Origin of the sequence: Sporosarcina sp. P25, from assembly GCF_002743235.1 — a bacterium.
Classification (GTDB): domain Bacteria; phylum Bacillota; class Bacilli; order Bacillales_A; family Planococcaceae; genus Sporosarcina; species Sporosarcina ureae_B.
In genome coordinates, this window is record NZ_PDYV01000016.1 from 46,576 (window position 1) to 66,215 (window position 19,640).

Sequence of the window (19,640 nt, forward strand, 5' to 3'; positions counted from 1 at the left end):
AAAGCGGTTTTCAAAGAGCATATATGCTTTGAAAACCGCTTTTTTTATTTCGAATACTAGCTAGTCGCTGTTTTAATTGTCTTCGCTGTGGGGAATAGTGAGAGTAAGAGTCAAAATAGACTGTACACTGCGAGTGCTGCAATGGTACCAATCACGACAAACATCACGTCGAGGCCGAAGAAGGCTAGTGTAAACGCTGTGATCGCGCCTATTATGCCGAAAAGAATATCATCTTGGATATGTAAAATAGCCGGGAAAATCAGTGCACCGAGCACTGCATATGGAATATTGCGCAACACGCCGCTAACGATTGGCGGTAATTCCTTGCCGTCGAGAATGGTCAATGGAATCATTCGAGGCACATATGTGGCGACGGCCATGCCAAGCAACATCCACCAATACGTAGATCCCATCAGTTTACCTCCTTTTGTTCAGTAAAGCGATCAACGTTCTTATTATTCTTTACATAAAGAATCTCAACAACTATTGCGGAGGCAAGCGTCGCGACCAAGATCGACCATCCGGTAGATAGTAAATGTGTGTAATACAGTGTGCAATGAATGGCTGCTGCAATCACTGCGAGCAACACTACTTTGCGATTGCCTTTCATAGAAGGGACGAGCAAGCCAATGAACATCGCATACAGTGCAACTGACATTGCTTTTTGTAGAAATTGCGGTAAGTTCGCTCCAATGACGTGTCCTACTGCTGTAAAGATCACCCAACTACTATAGGCAATCAAGGCAACGCCAAACGCAAAAGCGGTCGTGACTTGTCGATTCTTTTGCGTGGCAAGAACGGAAAATGTTTCATCAGTGATTCCAAATGCATAGACAGCTTTCTTCCATTTTGGTGCGGCTTCCACTTTTTCACTTAGAGCAGCCGTCATGAGAAAGTGCCTAATATTGACGATGAATGTATTCGTCACGATGAGCCACGGCGCAACGCCGGTCGCGAGTAAGCTGAGTGCCATATATTGAGCTGCTCCTGCATAGACGAATAAACTCATTGCGGTTGCTTCAATAATAGAGAGGCCGGTCGTTTTGGCGAGCAGTCCGAATGTCAGCGCAACGGGAAAATAGCCGATGGCAATGCTCGATCCTGCTTTCAGGCCATGAGAAAAGGTTGTATTCACTAGGCAGCCCATCTTTCTTTTACCAATCTAGGAGCTAGTATACTATAACTCAACAAATTCTACAGCAATATGACGAAAAATTATGAAAATCAGTGAGGGTGTTGGCGATGAATGAATGGCTATCAATTGATAAAGTGGAGGATTTGGCAGACCAGTATGAGGCACTAGGATTTTTCATGGGATTAATCCCGACGTTTTTGGAAGCATTCTTACCATTTCTGCCACTTTTCGTATTTGTTATCGCCAATGCCATTGCATTTGGTTTTTGGTTAGGCTTTGTCCTTTCCTGGGCTGGAACGGTAGCGGGTTCGTATGTTGTGTTTTTGCTCGTCCGTAGATTTGGCGGCAATACGTTCTTCTCGTTCTTGACCCGCCCTAAAAAAGTGCAACAGCTCATTCAGTGGGTCGAGCGTAATGGCTTTGGTCCGTTGTTTATCTTGATTTGTTTTCCGTTTACGCCTTCTGCTTTGGTGAATCTTGTGGCGGGTTTGTCGAATATGAACAAGAGGAATTATTTATTTGTGCTGATGCTTGGAAAGCTAGTGATGATTATGATGATTACGTTTATTGGGTATGATGTGCGGGCGCTTGTCACGCAGCCGATCCGGACGTTGATTATGTTTGTGGTTATTTTCTTGCTGTGGTTGGTAGGGAAGTGGTTTGAGCGTAGGTTGACGCGGAAGGTGGAGGAAGACTTTAGGAGTTTTTCTAGTGTGCAGGGTGATCACAAAAAAGAGTAAAGGTTAACGGTTCCTGTCTCTCTTTTCTTTCGGTACAATGGAAGAAAGAGCGATAGGGATTTTTTTGCTCGGAGTTAAAGAAGAGGGAGAGTGGGTGGCACCGTTGATCGACGTTCCAGGTGGCCGCTTTCCCGAGGGCGTGGCTTGAGCCGCTTCCCTCACTTCGTTCAGTCCAGGGTCTCAAGGCGCACGCTGATCCTCCGGGAGTCGTCACCTTCCACTTACGATCAACTAGTTTGTGGTTCTGATCGTTATTACGTGAATAAAACTTGCTTTCAAAATTTTTAATGGTAGATAAAAATGTGTTGGGTCGTGGCTTGACTGATTATATGGTACTAAAATTAGTGTGTGTATGCTTTCTGGACCCGCGCAGGCACGTGGGGGATTGCCTACAGCCATGAGCCAGCTGGCGATGGGGCTGCCAGTTGTCTCATGGCCACGGCCTACCCCGCAGTTGTGCCTGTGCTACTTTGGGGAAATGAATTAGTTTGTGTTTCTAGCAAAAGGAAAACCAGCGGCATTGTGATAGCTATCATGCATTTTTTGCTCACTTTTGTTGGGTACGTCGCTCGACTGGTTGTTGGATACTAAAATTAGTGAATGTATGCTTTCTTGACCCGCGCAGGCACGTGGGGGATTGCCTCCAGCCATGAGCCAGCTGGCGGTAGGGCTGCCAGTTGTCTCATGGCCACGGCCTACCCCGCAGTTGTGCCTGTGCTACTTTTGGGAAATGAATTAGTTTGTGGTTCTAGCAAAAAGAAAAACAGTGACATTGTGATACATGTATTTCTTGCTCACTTTTTGTTGGGAACGTCGCTCGACTGGTTGTTTGATACTAAAATTAGTGAGTGTATGCTTTCTTGACCCGCGCAGGCACGTGGGGGATTGCCTCCAGCCATGAGCCAGCTGGCGATGGGGCTGCCAGTTGTCTCATGGCCACGGCCTACCCCGCAGTTGTGCCTGCGCTACTGTGGGGGGATGAATTAGTTTGTGGTTCTAACAAAGAGAAAAACAGTGACATTGTGATAGCTATCATGCATTTCTTGCTCACTTTTGTTGGGTACGTCGCTCGACTTATTTTTGGAGACTGAAGTTAGCAAGTGTTCACTTTCTCGACCCGCGCAGGCACGTGGGGGATTGCCTCCAGCCATGAGCCAGCTGGCGATGGTGCTGCCAGTTGTCTCATGGCCACGGCCTACCCCGCAGTTGTGCTTGCGCTACTGTGGGGAAATGAATTAGTTTGTGGTTCTAGCAAAAAGAAAAACAGTGACATGGTGATAGCTATCACTTGTTTCTTGCGAGTGAAGTGTATGAACTGTCCTACACACTATCTAACGAAAGCCATCCACCAGCGCCGGAGTGGAGCCAATGAGCAATCCACTTACATTGTCAGCAAGTCCACAATCTTATGCCCAAACGCTAACAGTAAAAAGTACGTGCAAGAATGGCGACTCAACGCTGTTTATTACGCACTCCTACCAGAGCCGTAATTCAGTAGGCACTATATTAAAAACGATCCTACAACGTAACGTACCTTATATAAATCCTACTTCCAATGAAAGGGGAGAGAGTTATGTCACTGCGCTTTATTACAGGTCGCTCCGGAACAGGAAAGACCACTTTTATTGAACGCGAGATTGCGCAAGAATTGAAAGAACGGCCGATGGGGGCGCCTATTGTCGTCATTGTCCCCGATCAATTATCGTACTCGATGGAATATAGCCTGTCCGTCAAATCTGGATTGACCGGCATGATCCGTGCCCAAGTATTGACATTCAAACGACTTGCATGGCGGGTGCTGCAAGAAGTTGGGGGCATCACGCGCGAAGAAGTAGATAGCTTCGGGTATCGTATGCTCGTACGCAGTGTGCTAGAAGATAATAAAGACTCGTTCAAGCTATTTAAACAAGCGGCTTCGAAGCACGGATTCGCTGAGCAAATTAGTGACGTCATGAAGGAATTCAGTAAGTATTGTATCGATCAGCAAGCATTTTCCGAATTGACGATCTCACTTGCCGATAAGCAAGCGCCTCGAATTTTGCAAGATAAAGCGCATGATTTGCAATTATTGCTTGAGAAAATAGAAGAACGTCTTGGAACGACGTATATGGACAGTGAAGGGCAACTAAATGCGCTAGCTGATCAGATAGCACATTCGGAGTGGCTACAGGACGCGTCGATTTATATAGACGGCTTTGGCGATTTCACGACACAGGAATATTCGATTATTACGCAATTAATGAAATATACGAAACGCGTTACAGTCGTGTTGCCGATGGAAGAAAAAGTGCATAACAGCGAGCATGAATTATTCCATACTGCACAGCAACAATACGAAACGCTTCAGCAACTGGCATATAGTGAGTCTGTTGATCGTGAAGAACGCATTCATTTGACGGAGTTGCAGCGTTTTTCAAATCAAGAATTGGCGCATTTGGAACAGCAGTTTGATCACTATCCGCCTGAAACGTTTGAATCGGAAGGTGCGATCCAGATAATCGAGGCGTCAAATCGCCGTGCGGAAGTGCATGCCGTGGCACGTTCGATTCGCAAGCTGATGCGTGAAGGCAAGCGGTACCGCGGCATGACGGTATTAAATCGTCAACCGGATGTCTATAACGAATTGATCCAGAACATCTTTACGCAATATGATATTCCAGTGTTCATTAGCCAGAAGAAACCGATGCTGCATCATCCGTTGATTGAATGTGCACGGTCATTGCTTGAAGCGGTGCGTACAGATTGGTCGTATGAAGCAGTGTTCAGGGCAGTGAAGACGGATTTGTTTTTCCCTGTCAATGAAAGCAAACAAGTATGGAGAGAGCGGGCAGACCGCTTAGAGAATTTCGTACTGGCTAAAGGAATCCATGGCAAATCCCGCTGGCAAGATGAAGAGCGTTGGAAGGTGAGTCGCTATAGAGGTCTAGAAAAAGTCCGTACCGTACAGACAGATGAAGAACTTGCGACACAGGCGGAGTTTGCGGAGACTCGCGATATGATTCGCGAGCCAATTGAACAATTACAACAGAAGTTACAGTCTGCTCGTACCGGTCAAGACGTGGCGGAAGCGTTGTTTTACACAATAGAATCTCTTCGCATCTACGATAAAATTATAGAGTTGCAGCAAACGGAACATACTATAAATCGTTTGCAAGCAGCGGCGGAACATGAACAAGCGTGGACGAGTTGGATTAATGTGTTGGATCAGTTTGTGCTAATGTTTGGCGAGAAAGAACTGCCGATTGCAGAAGCCATTAAAATATTGGATGAAGGATTCGATACGCTGGAATTCAAATTGATTCCGCCTTCGCTCGATCAAGTAACTGTGACGACTATGGAGTTATTCAATTCAATGGATGTCGAAGCGGTGTTTGTACTCGGTGCGAATGAAGGGGTGTTGCCTTTGCGCAATGATCATGAAGGATTACTTTCAGACAGTGACCGAGAGTTATTTAGTGAGATCGGCATGACGCTCGCACCTACGACGAAGCTTCAGCTCATGCGCGAATCATATATGGCGTACCGGGCGTTTACCGGAGCAAGTGCGCGTTTGACTGTCAGCTATCCCATTGCGGATGAAGAAGGGAAAGCGTTAATTCCCTCTCTTTACATTCCTAGATTACAGCAGATAGTACCGAATATACCTACGGAGATTGCTGTCATGGAACCTACAGAATTGTCTGTAGTAGAAGATCAGCTTGCCTATATCGAACATCCTGAAGTGGCGTTGTCTTATGCGATTCGTATAATGCGACAAGCTTCAACACAGGAAGAAATCGCACCTGAATGGCAAGCGGTACTAGCCTATTATAAAGAAGATCCACTTTGGTCTTCAGTTATAGAGTCCATCGTACAACCCGCGTTGAAGCGACAAAAGACCGAGTTGCTCGATTCGGAATTGACGACAGGTTTATACGGTTCGTCCTTTACGACGAGTGTATCCAGGATAGAATCATACTACAGTTGTCCGTTCCAACATTTCACAACATATGGTCTGAATTTACAAGAGCGTTTTGAATTCCAGCTTGAAGCGCCCGATATCGGGGATTTATTCCATGCGGCATTGAAATGGGTATCTGACGAAGTCATGCGTCAAGGCTTGTCCTGGGCTGCGTTGACGAAAGAACAGTGCTGGCAGTTAGGTCGTGACGCGATTGATGCACTGGCGCCGAAGTTCTTCCATAGAATTTTATTGTCAAGTCAACGCTATGCATATATTCAACGAAAATTGATGCACATCATTCAACGGACGATCCGTGCATTACAGTCGCAAGCACGCAATTCCAGCTTCACGCCGATTGCGATCGAAGCAGGTTTCGGTCCAGATGAGGATATCGCACCACTTGAAATCCATTTGAAAAATGGCCAACAGATGCATATTAGAGGACGAATTGACCGAATCGATACGATGAAAAAAGACGATCAGACCTATTTGCGAGTAGTCGATTACAAATCGTCAGCCCGTGCACTTGATTTGACCGAAGTGTATTATGGCTTATCGCTGCAAATGCTGACTTATCTCGATGTGGCACTTGAGCATGCGGAAGATTGGCTCGGTGTCTACGCGAATCCCGCGGGTGTACTGTATATGTATGTTCACAATCCGATGTTGCGTTTGACAAAAGAGTTAAACGAAGATGCTGTGGAAAAAGAGTTATTGAAATCCTATAAAATGCAAGGCTATATAGTAGAAGATGCGGACGTTGCTTTGGCGATGGATGACCAGATCGAAAGTGAATCGTTAATTATTCCAGCACGATTAAAGAAAGACGGTTCGTTTTATTCGAATTCAAAAGTCGTACCACCTGAAGATATCAATATATTGCGTTCATTTGTCCGAAAAAAACATCAGCAAGCGGGAGACGGCATGCTATCAGGTGATACACGTGTCTATCCATACCGCTTGAAAGAACATATGCCGTGCACGTTTTGTTCGTATCAGTCGATTTGTCAGTTTGATAGTACAGATCCGACACAACCTACACGGAACTATTCGGCCTATAAACCAGAAGAATCATTAGAAAAGATGAGGAAGGAGATTGATCCAGATGCGAATTCCAAATAAACCGCCACATGAGACATTCACGGACGATCAATGGAAAGCAATCCACGCGTCCGGTAAAGATATTCTCGTTTCTGCTGCGGCAGGTTCAGGGAAAACGAAAGTCCTCATCACGCGGATGATTGAAAAAGTATTGAACACGGAACACCCGATAGACGTCGATCAGCTACTCGTTGTGACGTTCACCAATGCGGCGGCTGCCGAAATGCGTCATCGTATGGCGAGTGCACTTGAAGAAGCCATCGTCCAAGATCCTTCTTCGGTCCATTTGCGCAGACAGTTAAACTTGCTGAATAAAGCACAGATTTCATCGTTGCACTCATTTTGTCTGCAAGTAGTTCGACAGTATTCATATGTGCTGGATATCGATCCTGGATTCCGTATTGCCGATGCAACAGAGGCAGCGATTTTACGTGATGATACGATCGCACTAGTGTTGGAAGATGCCTACAGTCAGCCCGATCCAGAAGCGATTTATCGTCTGAGTGATAGTTTCACCGCAGACCGTAATGATCAGGCGATCGAGACGTTGATTGATAAACTCTATGATTATTCCCGTGTACATCCCAATCCATCGCAATGGCTAGAACTCATTCCGCAGCAATATGAAATTGGGGATCATGCGACGATTGACGACTTGTCATTTATCGATTCGCTGAAAATATCGATCCAGCATACGCTTGAAGAAGCTAAAACGGTCACGCGTGATTTACAGCGAGTAGCGGAAATGCATGATGGACCGTTGCCATTGCTTGAAACCGCTAAAGCAGATGAAGCATGGATTGACGGTGCGCTTGAGTATATGCTTCACGGCAAGTGGGAAGATGCCTATGCGTATTTCCAGACGTTGAAATGGGTGAAAGCAGGTACGATCCGTAAAGATACATGTGATGAAGACTTGGCCGCGCGTGCTAAGGCGATGCGTGATCAAGTGAAGAAAATCATCAATGCATTGAAAGATACGTACTTTACTCGAACACCTGCAAGATTGCTAGAAGAAATCCGTTTGATGGCTCCCCTTATGCATACACTCGTTGGATTGGTAGAGGATTTTTCGACGCGTTATCAAGCATCGAAAGAAGAACGCGGCTTAGTGGATTTCTCGGATCTTGAGCATTATGCATTACAGATCTTATCCGAAGAAGTAGACGGAGAACGAGTGCCTTCTGATATTGCAATCGATTACCAAAATCGATTTGCAGAAGTATTGGTGGATGAGTATCAGGATACGAATTTCTTGCAGGAAGCTATATTGCAGTTAGTGAAGCGTGGCGGAGAAGCAGATGGCAATTTATTTATGGTAGGGGACGTCAAACAATCCATTTACCGATTTCGTTTGGCAGAACCGGGTTTGTTTTTAGGAAAGTATGATCGTTTTACGTCTGATGTAGAGGATCAAGGATTGAAAATTGACTTGAATGCCAACTTCCGAAGCCGTAAAGAAGTGCTCGATGCCACGAACTATATTTTCAGACAGATCATGGGGACGCGAGTTGGGGAAATTGAATATGATGAGGCGGCCGCGTTGAAGTACGGTGCACATTATCCCGATAAGGATGTATCGGCAGGCTTGACGATTTTGTATGAGAATGAAGAAGAGGAAATGTCTGAAGAACAAGAAGCCCAGCAAGAGCTGAAGAAATCCCAAGTAGAAGCACGGTATATTGCACAGAAGATTAAAGCGTGGAAAGATGAGCAAGCACAAGTCGCGGATGCATTTAGCGGTAAGCAACGTCCGCTTGAATATAGTGATATTGTTATTCTCATGCGTTCGATGACCTGGTCGAGTGAAATTGCGGATGAACTAAAAGCCGCTGGAATTCCTGTCTATGTGTCTTTATCTTCGGGCTATTTTGATGCCATTGAAGTGATGATTATGCTCAATACATTGCGCGTGATCGATAATCCATACCAAGACATTCCGCTTGTTTCGGTGTTGCGTGCTCCGTTCGTTGGCGTAACTGAAAACGAATTAGCGCAAATTCGTCTCGTCAATCGTAATGCGACGTTTTATGAAGCGCTACAATTGTTCATGCAGACCGGTGGGGCAGGAGTGAATACTGCTACACAGCAAAAACTGCAACGCTTTTTCCTATTACTTGAAGACTGGCGGAATATGGCTAGGCACGGTTCGTTATCGGAATTGATCTGGCAAGTTTATCAAGATACGCATTATTACGAAATGGTCGGAATTTTGCCGAATGGTAAACAGCGCCAAGCCAATCTACGTGCGTTACATGACCGGGCGATGGCCTATGAAAAGACGTCGTTCCGTGGGTTGTTCCGTTTCCTTCGGTTTATCGACCGCATGCGTAAACGCGGAGATGATCTCGGAGAAGCGCGGTTCATGAGCGAAAAGGAAAACGTCGTGCGTATCATGACCATTCATTCATCAAAAGGTTTGGAATTCCCGTATGTATTTTTAGCGGGAATGGGTCGTCCGTTTAATAAAATGGATTTCCATAATCCGTATTTATTTGATCAGCATTTTGGACTCGCTGTCAAAGCGATCGACCCGGATAAGCGTATTATGTTCACGTCACTACCGTTTCTGGCGATCAAAGAGAAAAAGGAGCTAGAGATGCGAGCGGAGGAAATGCGCGTGCTCTACGTAGCCATGACGCGTGCTAAAGAGCATTTGGAATTGATTGCTTCAGTTAAAGACATCGAAAAGACGATGAACAAGTGGCAAGAAGCACAGTTATTGAATGAAGAGGATCCTTTGCCGGAATACACACGTTCACGGGCAACCGGTTACCTCGACTGGATAGGACCAGCCGTTGCGCGTCATATGGATTTCGGTAAGTTCGGTAAGACGACAGGTGGGGAACTGGTGGATGATCCGTCATCATGGGAAGTAAATGCCTTGCCGTTTTCTGCTTTTCATCGGACGAATGAAGTCGAGATTGAGGATTGGATACCTGTCGATCAGGAAACGGCAACGGTGAATCCAGTGTTGGTGGAAGAAGTGCGAAGTCGTTTTGATGCGCAGTATCCGTTTGAATTTGCAGTTGAATTGTCTTCCAAACAATCCGTCAGTGAGTTGAAGCGGATTGCGTTGCTTGAGTTCGAACGAGGCGACGCGGATCCGTTTGAGGAAATGGAACGAGACGTCACGAAACGCATCTCAAATCTTCATGCTCGTCCATCATTTTTGCAGAAGCGTTCATTGACGAAAGCAGAAATTGGAACCGCAATGCATACCGTTATGCAACATCTCGATTTGAAAGAAGAACTGGATCTAGCAAGTGCTATGCAATTTGTGGAGCAGCTCGAAGCACGTGAACTGTTGACGAAAGAAGAGGCGATGGCGATTGATATTCAAGCGATTGTGGCTTTTTTCCAGACGACACTTGGCAAACGGATGAAGCAAGCCGATCAAGTGTTACGTGAAATGCCGTTTACTTACGCGCTACCTGCTGTTGAAGGTGAATTCCAGTTGCTTCAAGGTATTGCGGATTGTCTATTTCATGAAGACGGCGAGTGGGTGCTCGTTGATTATAAAACAGACGATATCCGTGCGTTTCGTTCCGATTCGGCGATTGCTAATGAAATGCAAGTCCGTTATGGCACTCAGTTAAATTTGTATAAGAATGTATTGGAATCCATTCTTTCGATCGAAATTAAAGAAATGTTGCTTTACTTATTCAGCGGAGCAAAAATCATTAGTTTACAGGAGGAATTCGTTTGAAGTTGACTCCTACACCTCTAACAGAACGAGTGGAAGCACTCGATTTTTTAAGAGGTATTGCATTACTCGGTATTTTGATTGCGAATATGCTTCATTTCCATTCGCCGTATGCGTATATGGATCCGTATTCGTGGTACACCATTTCGCATGAACAGGCGATGTTTCATTTTATCGATGTATTTATTGAAGCCAGTTTCTATCCGTTATTCGCCATGTTATTCGGCTATGGGTTGAATATGCAGTATGAAAAATCATTGAGGAATGATACGCAGTTTGGGTCATTCATGGCAAGACGTATGGGAATTCTACTGATTTTTGGCGTGTTGCATGCGGTGCTGATCTGGTCAGGTGATATTTTGTTCACTTACGCGTTGATGGGATTCATTATGATTGCGGTGATCCGGATTCCAAAGAAGTGGTTGCTGGCCCTTTCACTAGTCATTTATTTTGTGCCAACGTTATTGTTGTACGGTATATTGGCGCTAACTCGCAGTCAGACCACTTCGAATGTATTGGATGGATTCGTCGATACACGACAGATTGAACTTGCGATTTCATCTTATGGAAACGGAACGTTCAAAGAGATTTTCGCTTTCCGTTTGAATGAATTCTTTACATTTGAAATCATCGGCTCAATTACAGCAGTCTTTATCATATTGCCTTTGATCATGTTCGGTGCAGCGTTATCGAAATTCAAGATCATCGAGCGTATGTATACGTTGAAAGGGAAATTGCTTCTCGCCATGATCATTTGTATTCCGGTTGGAGTCGTTTTAAAAAACATCCCGAGCTGGGACGGTCCGAAGTTTGAGAATATCTTACTTATACAATCAATCGTTGGCGGACCCATTTTGACACTTGGATACGCGGCATTGTTCTTATTGCTGTTTCAACTACCATTTTTGAAAATGATGACAAGACCGTTTGTTAGTGTCGGCAGGATGGCGTTCACGACGTATATTATGCAGTCAATCATTGCGACGATGATATTTTATTCATATGGAGTAGGTCTGTATGGTAAAGTAGATATAGTGACCGGCACGTGGCTGGCAATCGGGATCTTCGCGATTCAGCTCATTGTAGCGCAGGTTTGGTTGACGAAATTCCGGATGGGTCCACTTGAAGCTGTGTGGCGGAAGTGGTCGTATGGAAAGAATTTCGTCGTGAAAGAGGAAAAAAAGTAGATTTTGTCGTAACATAGGAATATGTGAACTCACATGGAAAGGGTTGGGTATTCAAATGAAATTATTGTCATTCCGCTACGAAGGACAGACTTTATTCGGACCAAAAGTTAAACGCGAGGAAGCCGTATGGGATCTACTCGCAATGGCTGAAGCTTTGGAACAAACTGATTTCCCGAAAACGATGATTGAAGGCGTTTCCCGCGGTATGGATTTTGTGGAGGAAGTTCGTAAATTGGTAGAGAAAACTGAAGTTGAAGGAAACGTAGAGCCGTTCAAGCATGCGTTCACTGACATCGAATGGTTGTCTCCAATTCCACGCACACCGAAAAACGTGTTGTGTGTTGGTAAGAACTACCTTGACCATGCAGAAGAACTTGGATCAAAAGCACCTGAAAAATTGATGCTGTTCACCAAATCTCCAACTGCAATCGCAGGGGACGAGCAAACGTTATCGATCCATAGTGAAGTGACGGATTCATTAGATTATGAAGGGGAATTGGCTGTCGTTATTAGCAAGACAGGCAAAAACATTCCTAAGCAACTGGCATATGATTACGTGTTTGGTTACACAATTGGTAATGATATTACAGCGCGCAATATTCAGACCGAGCACAAGCAGTTCTTCTTAGGTAAAAGTTTAGATGACTCTTGTCCGATGGGGCCTTACGTAGTGACGAAAGACGAAATTCCAAATCCACAAAATTTATCCGTCGTCACAAAAGTGAATGATGAAGTGCGACAAAATGGGAATACTTCCAACATGATTTTCAAAATTGATGACTTGATCGCTGAAATCTCTAAGTATGTTACATTAGAGCCGGGCGATGTGATCTTGACAGGTACGCCAGCGGGTGTCGGTAAAGGTATGACACCACCGACTTACTTGAAAAAGGGCGATACAGTGAAAGTATCCATCGAAGGTATCGGTACGCTAGTTAACCGTTTCGAATAATACGTGAGGCTATGAAATAAGCTACAGAATAGTCGTAGTTTGAAAGATATGGTAGAATATTAATCGACTGTACAAATTAATGAGGTGAATGAAATGGGATTTTTAACTGATACAACCCATATGCATATTTTCACATGGGTAGTAGGTATTGTACTTTTTTTAGTTGCAGCTAGTATGGCAAATGGAACAAAAGGAAAAAAGATTACACATATGATTTTGCGTCTGTTCTATGTGTTGATCATCATCACGGGTGCTGCGCTATTCTTTAAGCATATGAGCATCGATTCCATGTTATATGGTATCAAATTTGTCCTTGGTCTTCTGACAATTGGATTTATGGAAATGGTTCTTGTTCGCGGAAGTAAAGGGAAGAACACAGGTCTTATGTGGATTCTCTTCGTCATTGCATTACTTGCAACGATGTTCGTAGGATTCAAATTACCAGTAGGCTTCAACTTTTTCGCATAATACCTACTGACTCTTAAAGGAGATGAGCAAATGGCAACACAGGCTGGCTGGATATTTTTGATAGTGATCCTGTTACTGATGGCACTGTTTGCTGTCTCCGTTTTGGTCAGTGCGCGTAAACAACGAGATCCGGACTTCTTTTCTGAAAACGACTAGAAATAATGATGCGCAAGCAGTGGAGGTTGATTCCTCTACTGCTTTTTTTATTTGCTTCAAAGCCATACATTCACAAGATTGCCGTATTTACAGAATGCGGCAATGGTTTTCATAAGAAAGAATGGCATGGCTAGCTACCGTTTGATAAACTGAAAGAAGAGTTTGTATGAGGAGGATTTACTAAAGTGAAACGAATAATCGGACTACTGGCAACCTGTATGCTTGCCCTATCCATAGCACCATCCGCTTTTGCAGATACCGATCGATCTTTTAGCGATGAAAGTATCTATGATTTACTTGTCGACCGTTTCAATAATGGGATCGAATCGAATGATTTCGGTGCCGATGCAAAAAATCCAGCCATTTTTAACGGTGGGGACTTTGCTGGAATCAGCAATCGATTGCAACATTTACTTGATATGCACTTTACGATGATTTCTGTCGGACCGGTTTTCAAAACGGCTTCCTATGATGGAAATGAAGTTCTTGACTATTATGAGATTGAGCCGCACTTCGGTACAGCGGAAGAGTTCACCGCATTAATCGAAGAAATGCATGCGAACGATTTAAAAATTATGGCAGACTTTCCTTTAGTAGGTGAAGTTAGCGATCCTGCTGTACAGCAAGAATTGACGAAAGCAGCAGTACAATTTGTTTCTGATTATGAGTTAGATGGGCTTCGTTTGACATTACTTGACAATGCGGATACGAAGTTCCTGAACCACATGATTGAGGCAGTGAAAGAAGCGAACAAAGGACTGTACGTGATTACAAATGAACAGAGCGATGCATCATTTGACAGTATACCGGCTGAAAAACGAAGTGCAGCCATTCAGGAATCGTTCGTGCAAGTAGATTCAGAAACTTCTTCATTGGATCAGTTTAGTAACGAGGATGCAGGTAAATTACTACAATTTGATGATTTAACTGGACCACGTTTTACATATAAAATGGTGGAGCTTCGTCAATTCCCACCAACACGTTGGAAAGTAGCGACGGTTGCACAATTCATGCTTCCGGGCGTTCCATTGGTTCCTTATGCAACAGAAATTGCCGTGAATGGTAAAGAAGCACCGGAATCCCATCCGTTCTTTAATTTTAAAACGGATATGGAATTACATGAGTGGATTGGTGATCTAAACACTCTGCGTAATGATTCAGAAACGCTTCGTACAGGAGATTTCAAGTTTTTGCATAATAAAGATGGATTTGTTGTATTTGAACGCTCTTCTGAAGAAGAGACGTGGATTATTGCGCTCAATAATACGTCCGAAGTGCAGAGCTTTGAACTGGACCCTGCGGTGATTGGAGAGAACAAGAAGCTTCGCGGTGTGGTTGGTCAGGATTTGATCAAGAAGACAAAGGATGATAAGTATCATGTCGTACTTGATCGTGAGATGGCCGAGGTTTACATCATCGAGGAAGATAAGGGATTTAATACGCCTTACCTAATTGCTTCGATTATGGTAGTTGTTTTGTTTTTGGCATTCTTATTCCTTGTTATTCGCAAGGGTAAGCAAGGTAGGAATGCAGACGCGGTTAGTGAAAAGAAGTAAAGGATAAGGCACCTGACACTTATGATCAACTGGCGTTATTCCATTGAAATTTGTGGTTAGTTTAAAAAAATCAAAAGAAAAAGGCTCAAGACAAGTTCCTGATACTGGAACCAGTCTTGAGTCTCAGACAGCCTGCTATTTATGCAGGCTGTTTTTTATTCACTTTTTGCATGGTTAAGGAAGAATAGGGCAATGGTTCCAGGACCGGCGTGTGAGCCGATAACGGAGCCTATTTGATGGATTTCAATGGCTTTTGGTTGGACGACTTCTTGGATCATTTTTTGAAACTCTTTGGCTGTAGTGAGATCGTCGCCGTGGCTGATGGCGATAGTTTGTTGTTGAAGGTTGTCGCCGCGTTCTTCCATCATTTCAATCATACGACGTAGGACTTTTTTGCGTCCACGGTGTTTTTCGATGGGGACAAGTTTACCATCTTCTACGTGAAGTAGTGGTTTAATGTTGAGCAATCCGCCGAAAAATGCACTTGCTTTGGATACGCGTCCGCCTTTTGCCAAGTAGTCCAGGTCATCTACTGTGAAGAGATGTTCCATATGCATGGCCATCGTGCGGATTTCTTGTTCGATTTCTCGCATGCCGATGCCTTCATTGCGTAAACGTACGGCTTCTTTAACGAGTAGACCATAGCCGAGTGAAGCACAGTGTGTATCGATGAGCGCCAAGTTCATGGAAGGGTTGTCTCCTTTCACTAGATCACTCGTCATGACGGCTGTTTGGTACGTTCCTGATAGTTGGGAGGAGAAAGCGATGTAGATGCCGTCTTCACCGGATGCTGCAAGTTCTTTCCAAGTTGTCATCATTTTGTCTGGTGAAGCTTGTGAAGTCTTTGGTTGCTGTCCTTGACGGATCGCATCAAAAACTTCCTTGGAGTTGATCTCGACGATATCTTCGTATTCTTTGCCGTCTAGAAGAACGCTTAACGGGAATAGTTCTACTTCGTTTTCTTTAAAGAAGTCTAGTGGTAAATCACATGCGCTATCCGCAAAAATCTTCATTTCTTTTCCCCCTATAGGACGATGTTTTTCTGTAAAGCTAATCGTTCTTCCAGTATGCGTGAAATGCCGTCTTCATTATTTGTGTCTGTTATTTCATCTGCAATAGATTTCAATTGGCCGATTGCATTCCCCATGGCGACACCTACTCCTGCATAATCGATCATTTCGAGGTCATTGTCTTCGTCTCCGAATGCGATGATTCGGTCTTTCGGTACGTCCATCCATTTTGAAACCGCATCAATGCCTACTGCTTTATTAAGTCCGTGACGAACTATTTCCACGATGTTAAATGGAGTCCCCCAACGACGATGATCGATGACTTCTGCATGTAAGTCTTCAAGATGCTGCCGAATCGGATCGACAGTTAGCGGATCGGCTTGAATTAACAAGCTAGTTGGATCGGTTTTTAATGAATTCCGAATATCTCCAGCAGTGATGAGTGGATTGCCGAAGTTTAAAATGTCTAGAAATCGTTCATCATGATAATGGGCATAGACATCGTCCATAACTTCCGCAATGATATTTTCGACTGAAAAGTTCTGCATGGCATCCACTACTTCATTGACGACTGGCAACGCAATCGTTTCGTGAATCGTTTGCCATGAACGATCAGTAGGGTGGTGAACGAAAGCGCCGTTAAAGTTGACGATTGGTGTGGTCAATTCAAGCTGGCGGTAGTAAACTTCACTAGCGCGGTATGGTCGTCCAGTCGCAATCATGACGTGATGTCCTTGCGAAACCGCATGACGAAGTGTCTGTTCGGTTTTGGGTGAAATGATTTTTTCATCCGTCAATAATGTTCCATCTAAATCTAAAACAATCAAATGTGGTTTCAAGAAATCCTCTCCTACTAGTGCTGATATTTTCAGATTGTTAGGTCTTTATAGTTTATCGTTAACCGTGTAAGTAAGTCAAAAAAATGAGTGATAAGGCGAAGCAATTGTTTTATCTGTTACATGTTGCTATTCTAACATAACAGTAAATGATTGTAGGAAAAGAGGAATCGTCATGATTATTCGTTCAGAAAAATGGCAAGAGATCCCGGTACTTCATATCGTGGAAGAGTCGAAAGAGAAAGAACGCATTCCTGTTGTACTATTTTTTCATGGATTTACTAGCGCGAAAGAACATAATTTACACTACGCATATAATCTAGCAAAACAAGGAATTCGTGTGATATTACCTGAAGCTAAATTACATGGTGAACGCTCAGAATCACTGGATGAATTTCAATTAGCAATAAACTTTTGGGACATCGTGTTGACGTCTATTAAAGAAGCAGATGTTTTACATGGTGAACTATATGAAAAAGAATTGATCGATGACGAAACATTAATCGGCATGGGTGGAACTTCAATGGGTGGAATCACAACATTCGGTTGCCTCGCGAATTATGATTGGATCGATGCAGCTTCCGTGATGATGGGCTCACCTGCCTTCACGCGCTTAGCGAAAGGACAAATTTCTTACGCGGAGCATGGGGGTAGAGAAATCCCGGTTTCACAAGAAGAACGTGAACAACTATTCGCGGCCCTTGACCAAGTGGATCTATCACAAAATCCAGGTAGACTGCATCAGCGTCCACTTTTCATTTGGCACGGAGAACAAGATGCGATGGTACCATTTGAGTTTACGAAAGAATTTTACGAGGAAATTCAAAAGGATTACGTAGATCAGCCGGAGCTTTTGAAATGGATGCCTGAAAAAAATGCAGGTCACTCGGTTTCACGTCCAGGAATGCTTGCATCAGTCAATTGGCTTGCACAGCATTTGCGTGCCATGTAGTATGTTGGTAAGATAAGATTACTACACAGCAGAGAGGAGCATTCCGATGAACACAGAAGAAGAAATCAAGCAGTATTTATTTGGTGCGTTAGAAAACGTCATCGACCCTGAATTAGGTATTGATATCGTCAACCTTGGATTGGTTTACAATGCAGAGTTACTTGACGAAGGAGTCGCGAAAATTACAATGACATTGACGTCAATGGGTTGCCCAATGGGTCCACAGATCGTAGCGAATATTGAGCAAGAGCTAATGGAACTTCCAGAGGTTAAAGATACAGTGGTAGATATCGTCTGGAATCCACCATGGTCCCGCGACAACATGTCACGTTATGCCAAGATTGCACTAGGCGTGCGTTAATAGAATACACCAACCACACCGTTTTATATGGTGTGGTTTTTTTATGGAATGGAATGGCTGACGGGGTGTTAGGCTAGGGGATTGGCGCTTCGGAGGGGGACGCTTTTTGAAGTGACCCCCAAAAGTTGGACAAGTTTTATTACGCACTAAGCTGGTGGTGAGTTCGATACTCTATCGGACTCATCCCCAATTTTGATTTAATACGTTTGGAGTTGTAATAGGAGATATATTCGGCTAGCTCTTTTGTGAATTGTTCCCTATTTTCGAATTCCTGTAGATACAGAAATTCGGATTTAAACGTGCCAAAGAAACTTTCCATGACCGCGTTATCGTAACAGTTGCCCTTTCGGGACATACTTTGGGTAATCCCTTTTTCGCTCAATGTATTTTGATATGGTTTCATTTGATAATGCCAACCTTGGTCTGAATGGATGACTAGTTGATCCTGATTTGTTAGGGTCTGTAATGACTGATTCAACATCTCGTCAACCAAGACATAAGTTGGTCTGGAACCGAGTGTATACGCAATGATTTCTCCGTTAAATAAATCTAACATCGGGGATAAATAGAACTTGCTTCCAAATAGCTTGAACTCAGTAATATCCGTTACCCACTTTTCATTCGGCTGCTCTGCTTGGAAATCTCGTTCCAGGATATTCGGGGCGGTCTTGCCCACTTTTCCTTTGTACGAACGGTATTTCTTGATCCGGACTAGAGAGGTAAGGTTCAGCACTTTCATAATGCGTTGTACTTTTTTATGGTTCACAATATGGCCGAGACATCGTAATTCCATTTGAATCCGCCGGTAGCCGTAACGTCCTTTGTGCTCATGATAGATGCTAAGAATCAGCTGTTTAATAGTCGCGTCAGGGTCAGGTCGATCCCACCGGTTTACTAAGTTGTAATACGTGCTGCGGGCAAGTTCTGCCAGTTGTAGAAGCGCACTCACTGTGAATCGGTGCCTTAGTTCGAAGACTACTTGCGCTTTGTTTTCTTTAGTAGTTTTTCCTGTTCCTGAACTAAGGCATTTAACTTTTTTAAATAAGCATTTTCCATTCGTAAGAAATCAATTTCCTTTTGTAGTTCTTTTTCAGAAACAGATGGTTTCTTCTTGTTTTCTGGGTTTTGTTTCATGAATAGACGCCCCTCTTCTTTTGGTGACAAGGCGTCCGCCCCTTCTTCCCTATACGCATTTACCCATCTTCTAAGCGTGGAATGGTGCGTTAAGTTGAAGCGGGCAGCAGTATCTCTGAGGGACGTATTCTCATCAACCATATAATGGATTACGTCCAGTTTAAATTGTACAGAATAACTTGTACAGGGTTTCTTGAAACCATTTTCTCCGTGATACCGATATCGCTGTACCCAATAACGAATTTCACTCTTATCAATTCCGATAGATTGAGCGATTTCACGAAGACTTTCATTACCTTCAATGTATCGTTTAACCGCTTGAATCTTATCTTCTACATGAATTTTTCTCACTTGAACCACATCCTTTTTCTTTGAATGTGTCCAAGTTTTGGGGTGCAGTTCA

General features: G+C 43.8%; 15 protein-coding genes. 10 read left to right on the top strand and 5 right to left on the bottom strand.

The annotated features are described in order from the left end of the window. Positions 1-110 precede the first annotated feature (110 nt). Positions 111-413 (bottom strand): AzlD domain-containing protein, encoded by a 303-nt coding sequence (locus tag CSV70_RS12845; protein ID WP_085133033.1) that lies wholly within the window; start codon positions 411-413, stop codon positions 111-113. Further along, positions 413-1,147 (bottom strand): AzlC family ABC transporter permease, encoded by a 735-nt coding sequence (locus CSV70_RS12850; RefSeq protein ID WP_099629564.1) that lies wholly within the window; start codon positions 1,145-1,147, stop codon positions 413-415. The genes CSV70_RS12845 and CSV70_RS12850 overlap by 1 nt, the downstream gene beginning before the upstream one ends. Before the next feature lie 95 nt (positions 1,148-1,242). Between CSV70_RS12850 and CSV70_RS12855 the strand changes: the two genes are divergently transcribed. The 8 genes from CSV70_RS12855 to CSV70_RS12900 all read left to right on the top strand — a co-directional run bounded on the left by CSV70_RS12855 (position 1,243) and on the right by CSV70_RS12900 (position 14,944). Next, positions 1,243-1,875 (top strand): TVP38/TMEM64 family protein, encoded by a 633-nt coding sequence (locus CSV70_RS12855; protein WP_085133035.1) that lies wholly within the window; start codon positions 1,243-1,245, stop codon positions 1,873-1,875. A 1,573-nt stretch (positions 1,876-3,448) separates the two neighbouring features. Beyond that, positions 3,449-6,940, top strand: coding sequence for a helicase-exonuclease AddAB subunit AddB (addB, locus tag CSV70_RS12875; RefSeq protein ID WP_099661153.1), 3,492 nt, complete (start codon positions 3,449-3,451; stop codon positions 6,938-6,940). Continuing rightward, the gene (gene addA / locus CSV70_RS12880; RefSeq protein ID WP_099661152.1) at positions 6,924-10,628 is read left to right on the top strand and encodes a helicase-exonuclease AddAB subunit AddA; all 3,705 of its coding nucleotides are present in this window, start codon (positions 6,924-6,926) and stop codon (positions 10,626-10,628) included. The genes addB and addA overlap by 17 nt, the downstream gene beginning before the upstream one ends. After that, a complete protein-coding gene (locus CSV70_RS12885; RefSeq protein ID WP_099661151.1) occupies positions 10,625-11,812 on the top strand; it encodes a DUF418 domain-containing protein in 1,188 nt (395 codons plus the stop codon). The genes addA and CSV70_RS12885 overlap by 4 nt, the downstream gene beginning before the upstream one ends. Before the next feature lie 55 nt (positions 11,813-11,867). After that, complete coding sequence (locus CSV70_RS12890; protein WP_099628644.1) at positions 11,868-12,764, top strand: fumarylacetoacetate hydrolase family protein; 897 nt, start codon at positions 11,868-11,870, stop codon at positions 12,762-12,764. 93 nt (positions 12,765-12,857) lie between these two features. Next, complete coding sequence (locus CSV70_RS12895) at positions 12,858-13,232, top strand: YisL family protein (RefSeq protein WP_099661150.1); 375 nt, start codon at positions 12,858-12,860, stop codon at positions 13,230-13,232. A gap of 30 nt (positions 13,233-13,262) precedes the next feature. Next, positions 13,263-13,388, top strand: a complete 126-nt coding sequence (locus CSV70_RS16800) for a hypothetical protein (protein WP_255397422.1) — start codon at positions 13,263-13,265, stop codon at positions 13,386-13,388. A gap of 185 nt (positions 13,389-13,573) precedes the next feature. Beyond that, positions 13,574-14,944 (top strand): alpha-amylase family glycosyl hydrolase, encoded by a 1,371-nt coding sequence (locus CSV70_RS12900; RefSeq protein ID WP_099661149.1) that lies wholly within the window; start codon positions 13,574-13,576, stop codon positions 14,942-14,944. Positions 14,945-15,099: 155 nt separating this feature from the next. Here the strand turns inward: CSV70_RS12900 and CSV70_RS12905 are convergent, their stop codons facing one another. Both CSV70_RS12905 and CSV70_RS12910 read right to left on the bottom strand, forming a co-directional pair. Next, positions 15,100-15,957, bottom strand: a complete 858-nt coding sequence (locus CSV70_RS12905) for a DegV family protein (RefSeq protein WP_099661148.1) — start codon at positions 15,955-15,957, stop codon at positions 15,100-15,102. Positions 15,958-15,968: 11 nt separating this feature from the next. Next, positions 15,969-16,793 (bottom strand): Cof-type HAD-IIB family hydrolase, encoded by an 825-nt coding sequence (locus CSV70_RS12910; protein WP_099628648.1) that lies wholly within the window; start codon positions 16,791-16,793, stop codon positions 15,969-15,971. 172 nt (positions 16,794-16,965) lie between these two features. Here CSV70_RS12910 and CSV70_RS12915 point away from each other — a divergent pair, with 172 nt between their 5' ends. After that, the gene (locus CSV70_RS12915) at positions 16,966-17,742 is read left to right on the top strand and encodes a prolyl oligopeptidase family serine peptidase (RefSeq protein WP_085133044.1); all 777 of its coding nucleotides are present in this window, start codon (positions 16,966-16,968) and stop codon (positions 17,740-17,742) included. A gap of 46 nt (positions 17,743-17,788) precedes the next feature. Continuing rightward, positions 17,789-18,103: a metal-sulfur cluster assembly factor gene (locus CSV70_RS12920; RefSeq protein ID WP_085133045.1), complete on the top strand. Its 315-nt coding sequence runs from the start codon at positions 17,789-17,791 to the stop codon at positions 18,101-18,103. A 139-nt stretch (positions 18,104-18,242) separates the two neighbouring features. Here CSV70_RS12920 and CSV70_RS12925 read toward each other — a convergent pair. Continuing rightward, positions 18,243-19,588, bottom strand: a protein-coding gene (locus CSV70_RS12925; protein WP_099679263.1) for an IS3 family transposase whose coding sequence is annotated in 2 segments (ribosomal slippage) — positions 18,243-19,144 and positions 19,144-19,588 — 1,347 coding nt in all. Because the reading frame shifts where the segments join, the coding sequence is not laid out codon by codon here. Positions 19,589-19,640 lie beyond the last annotated feature (52 nt).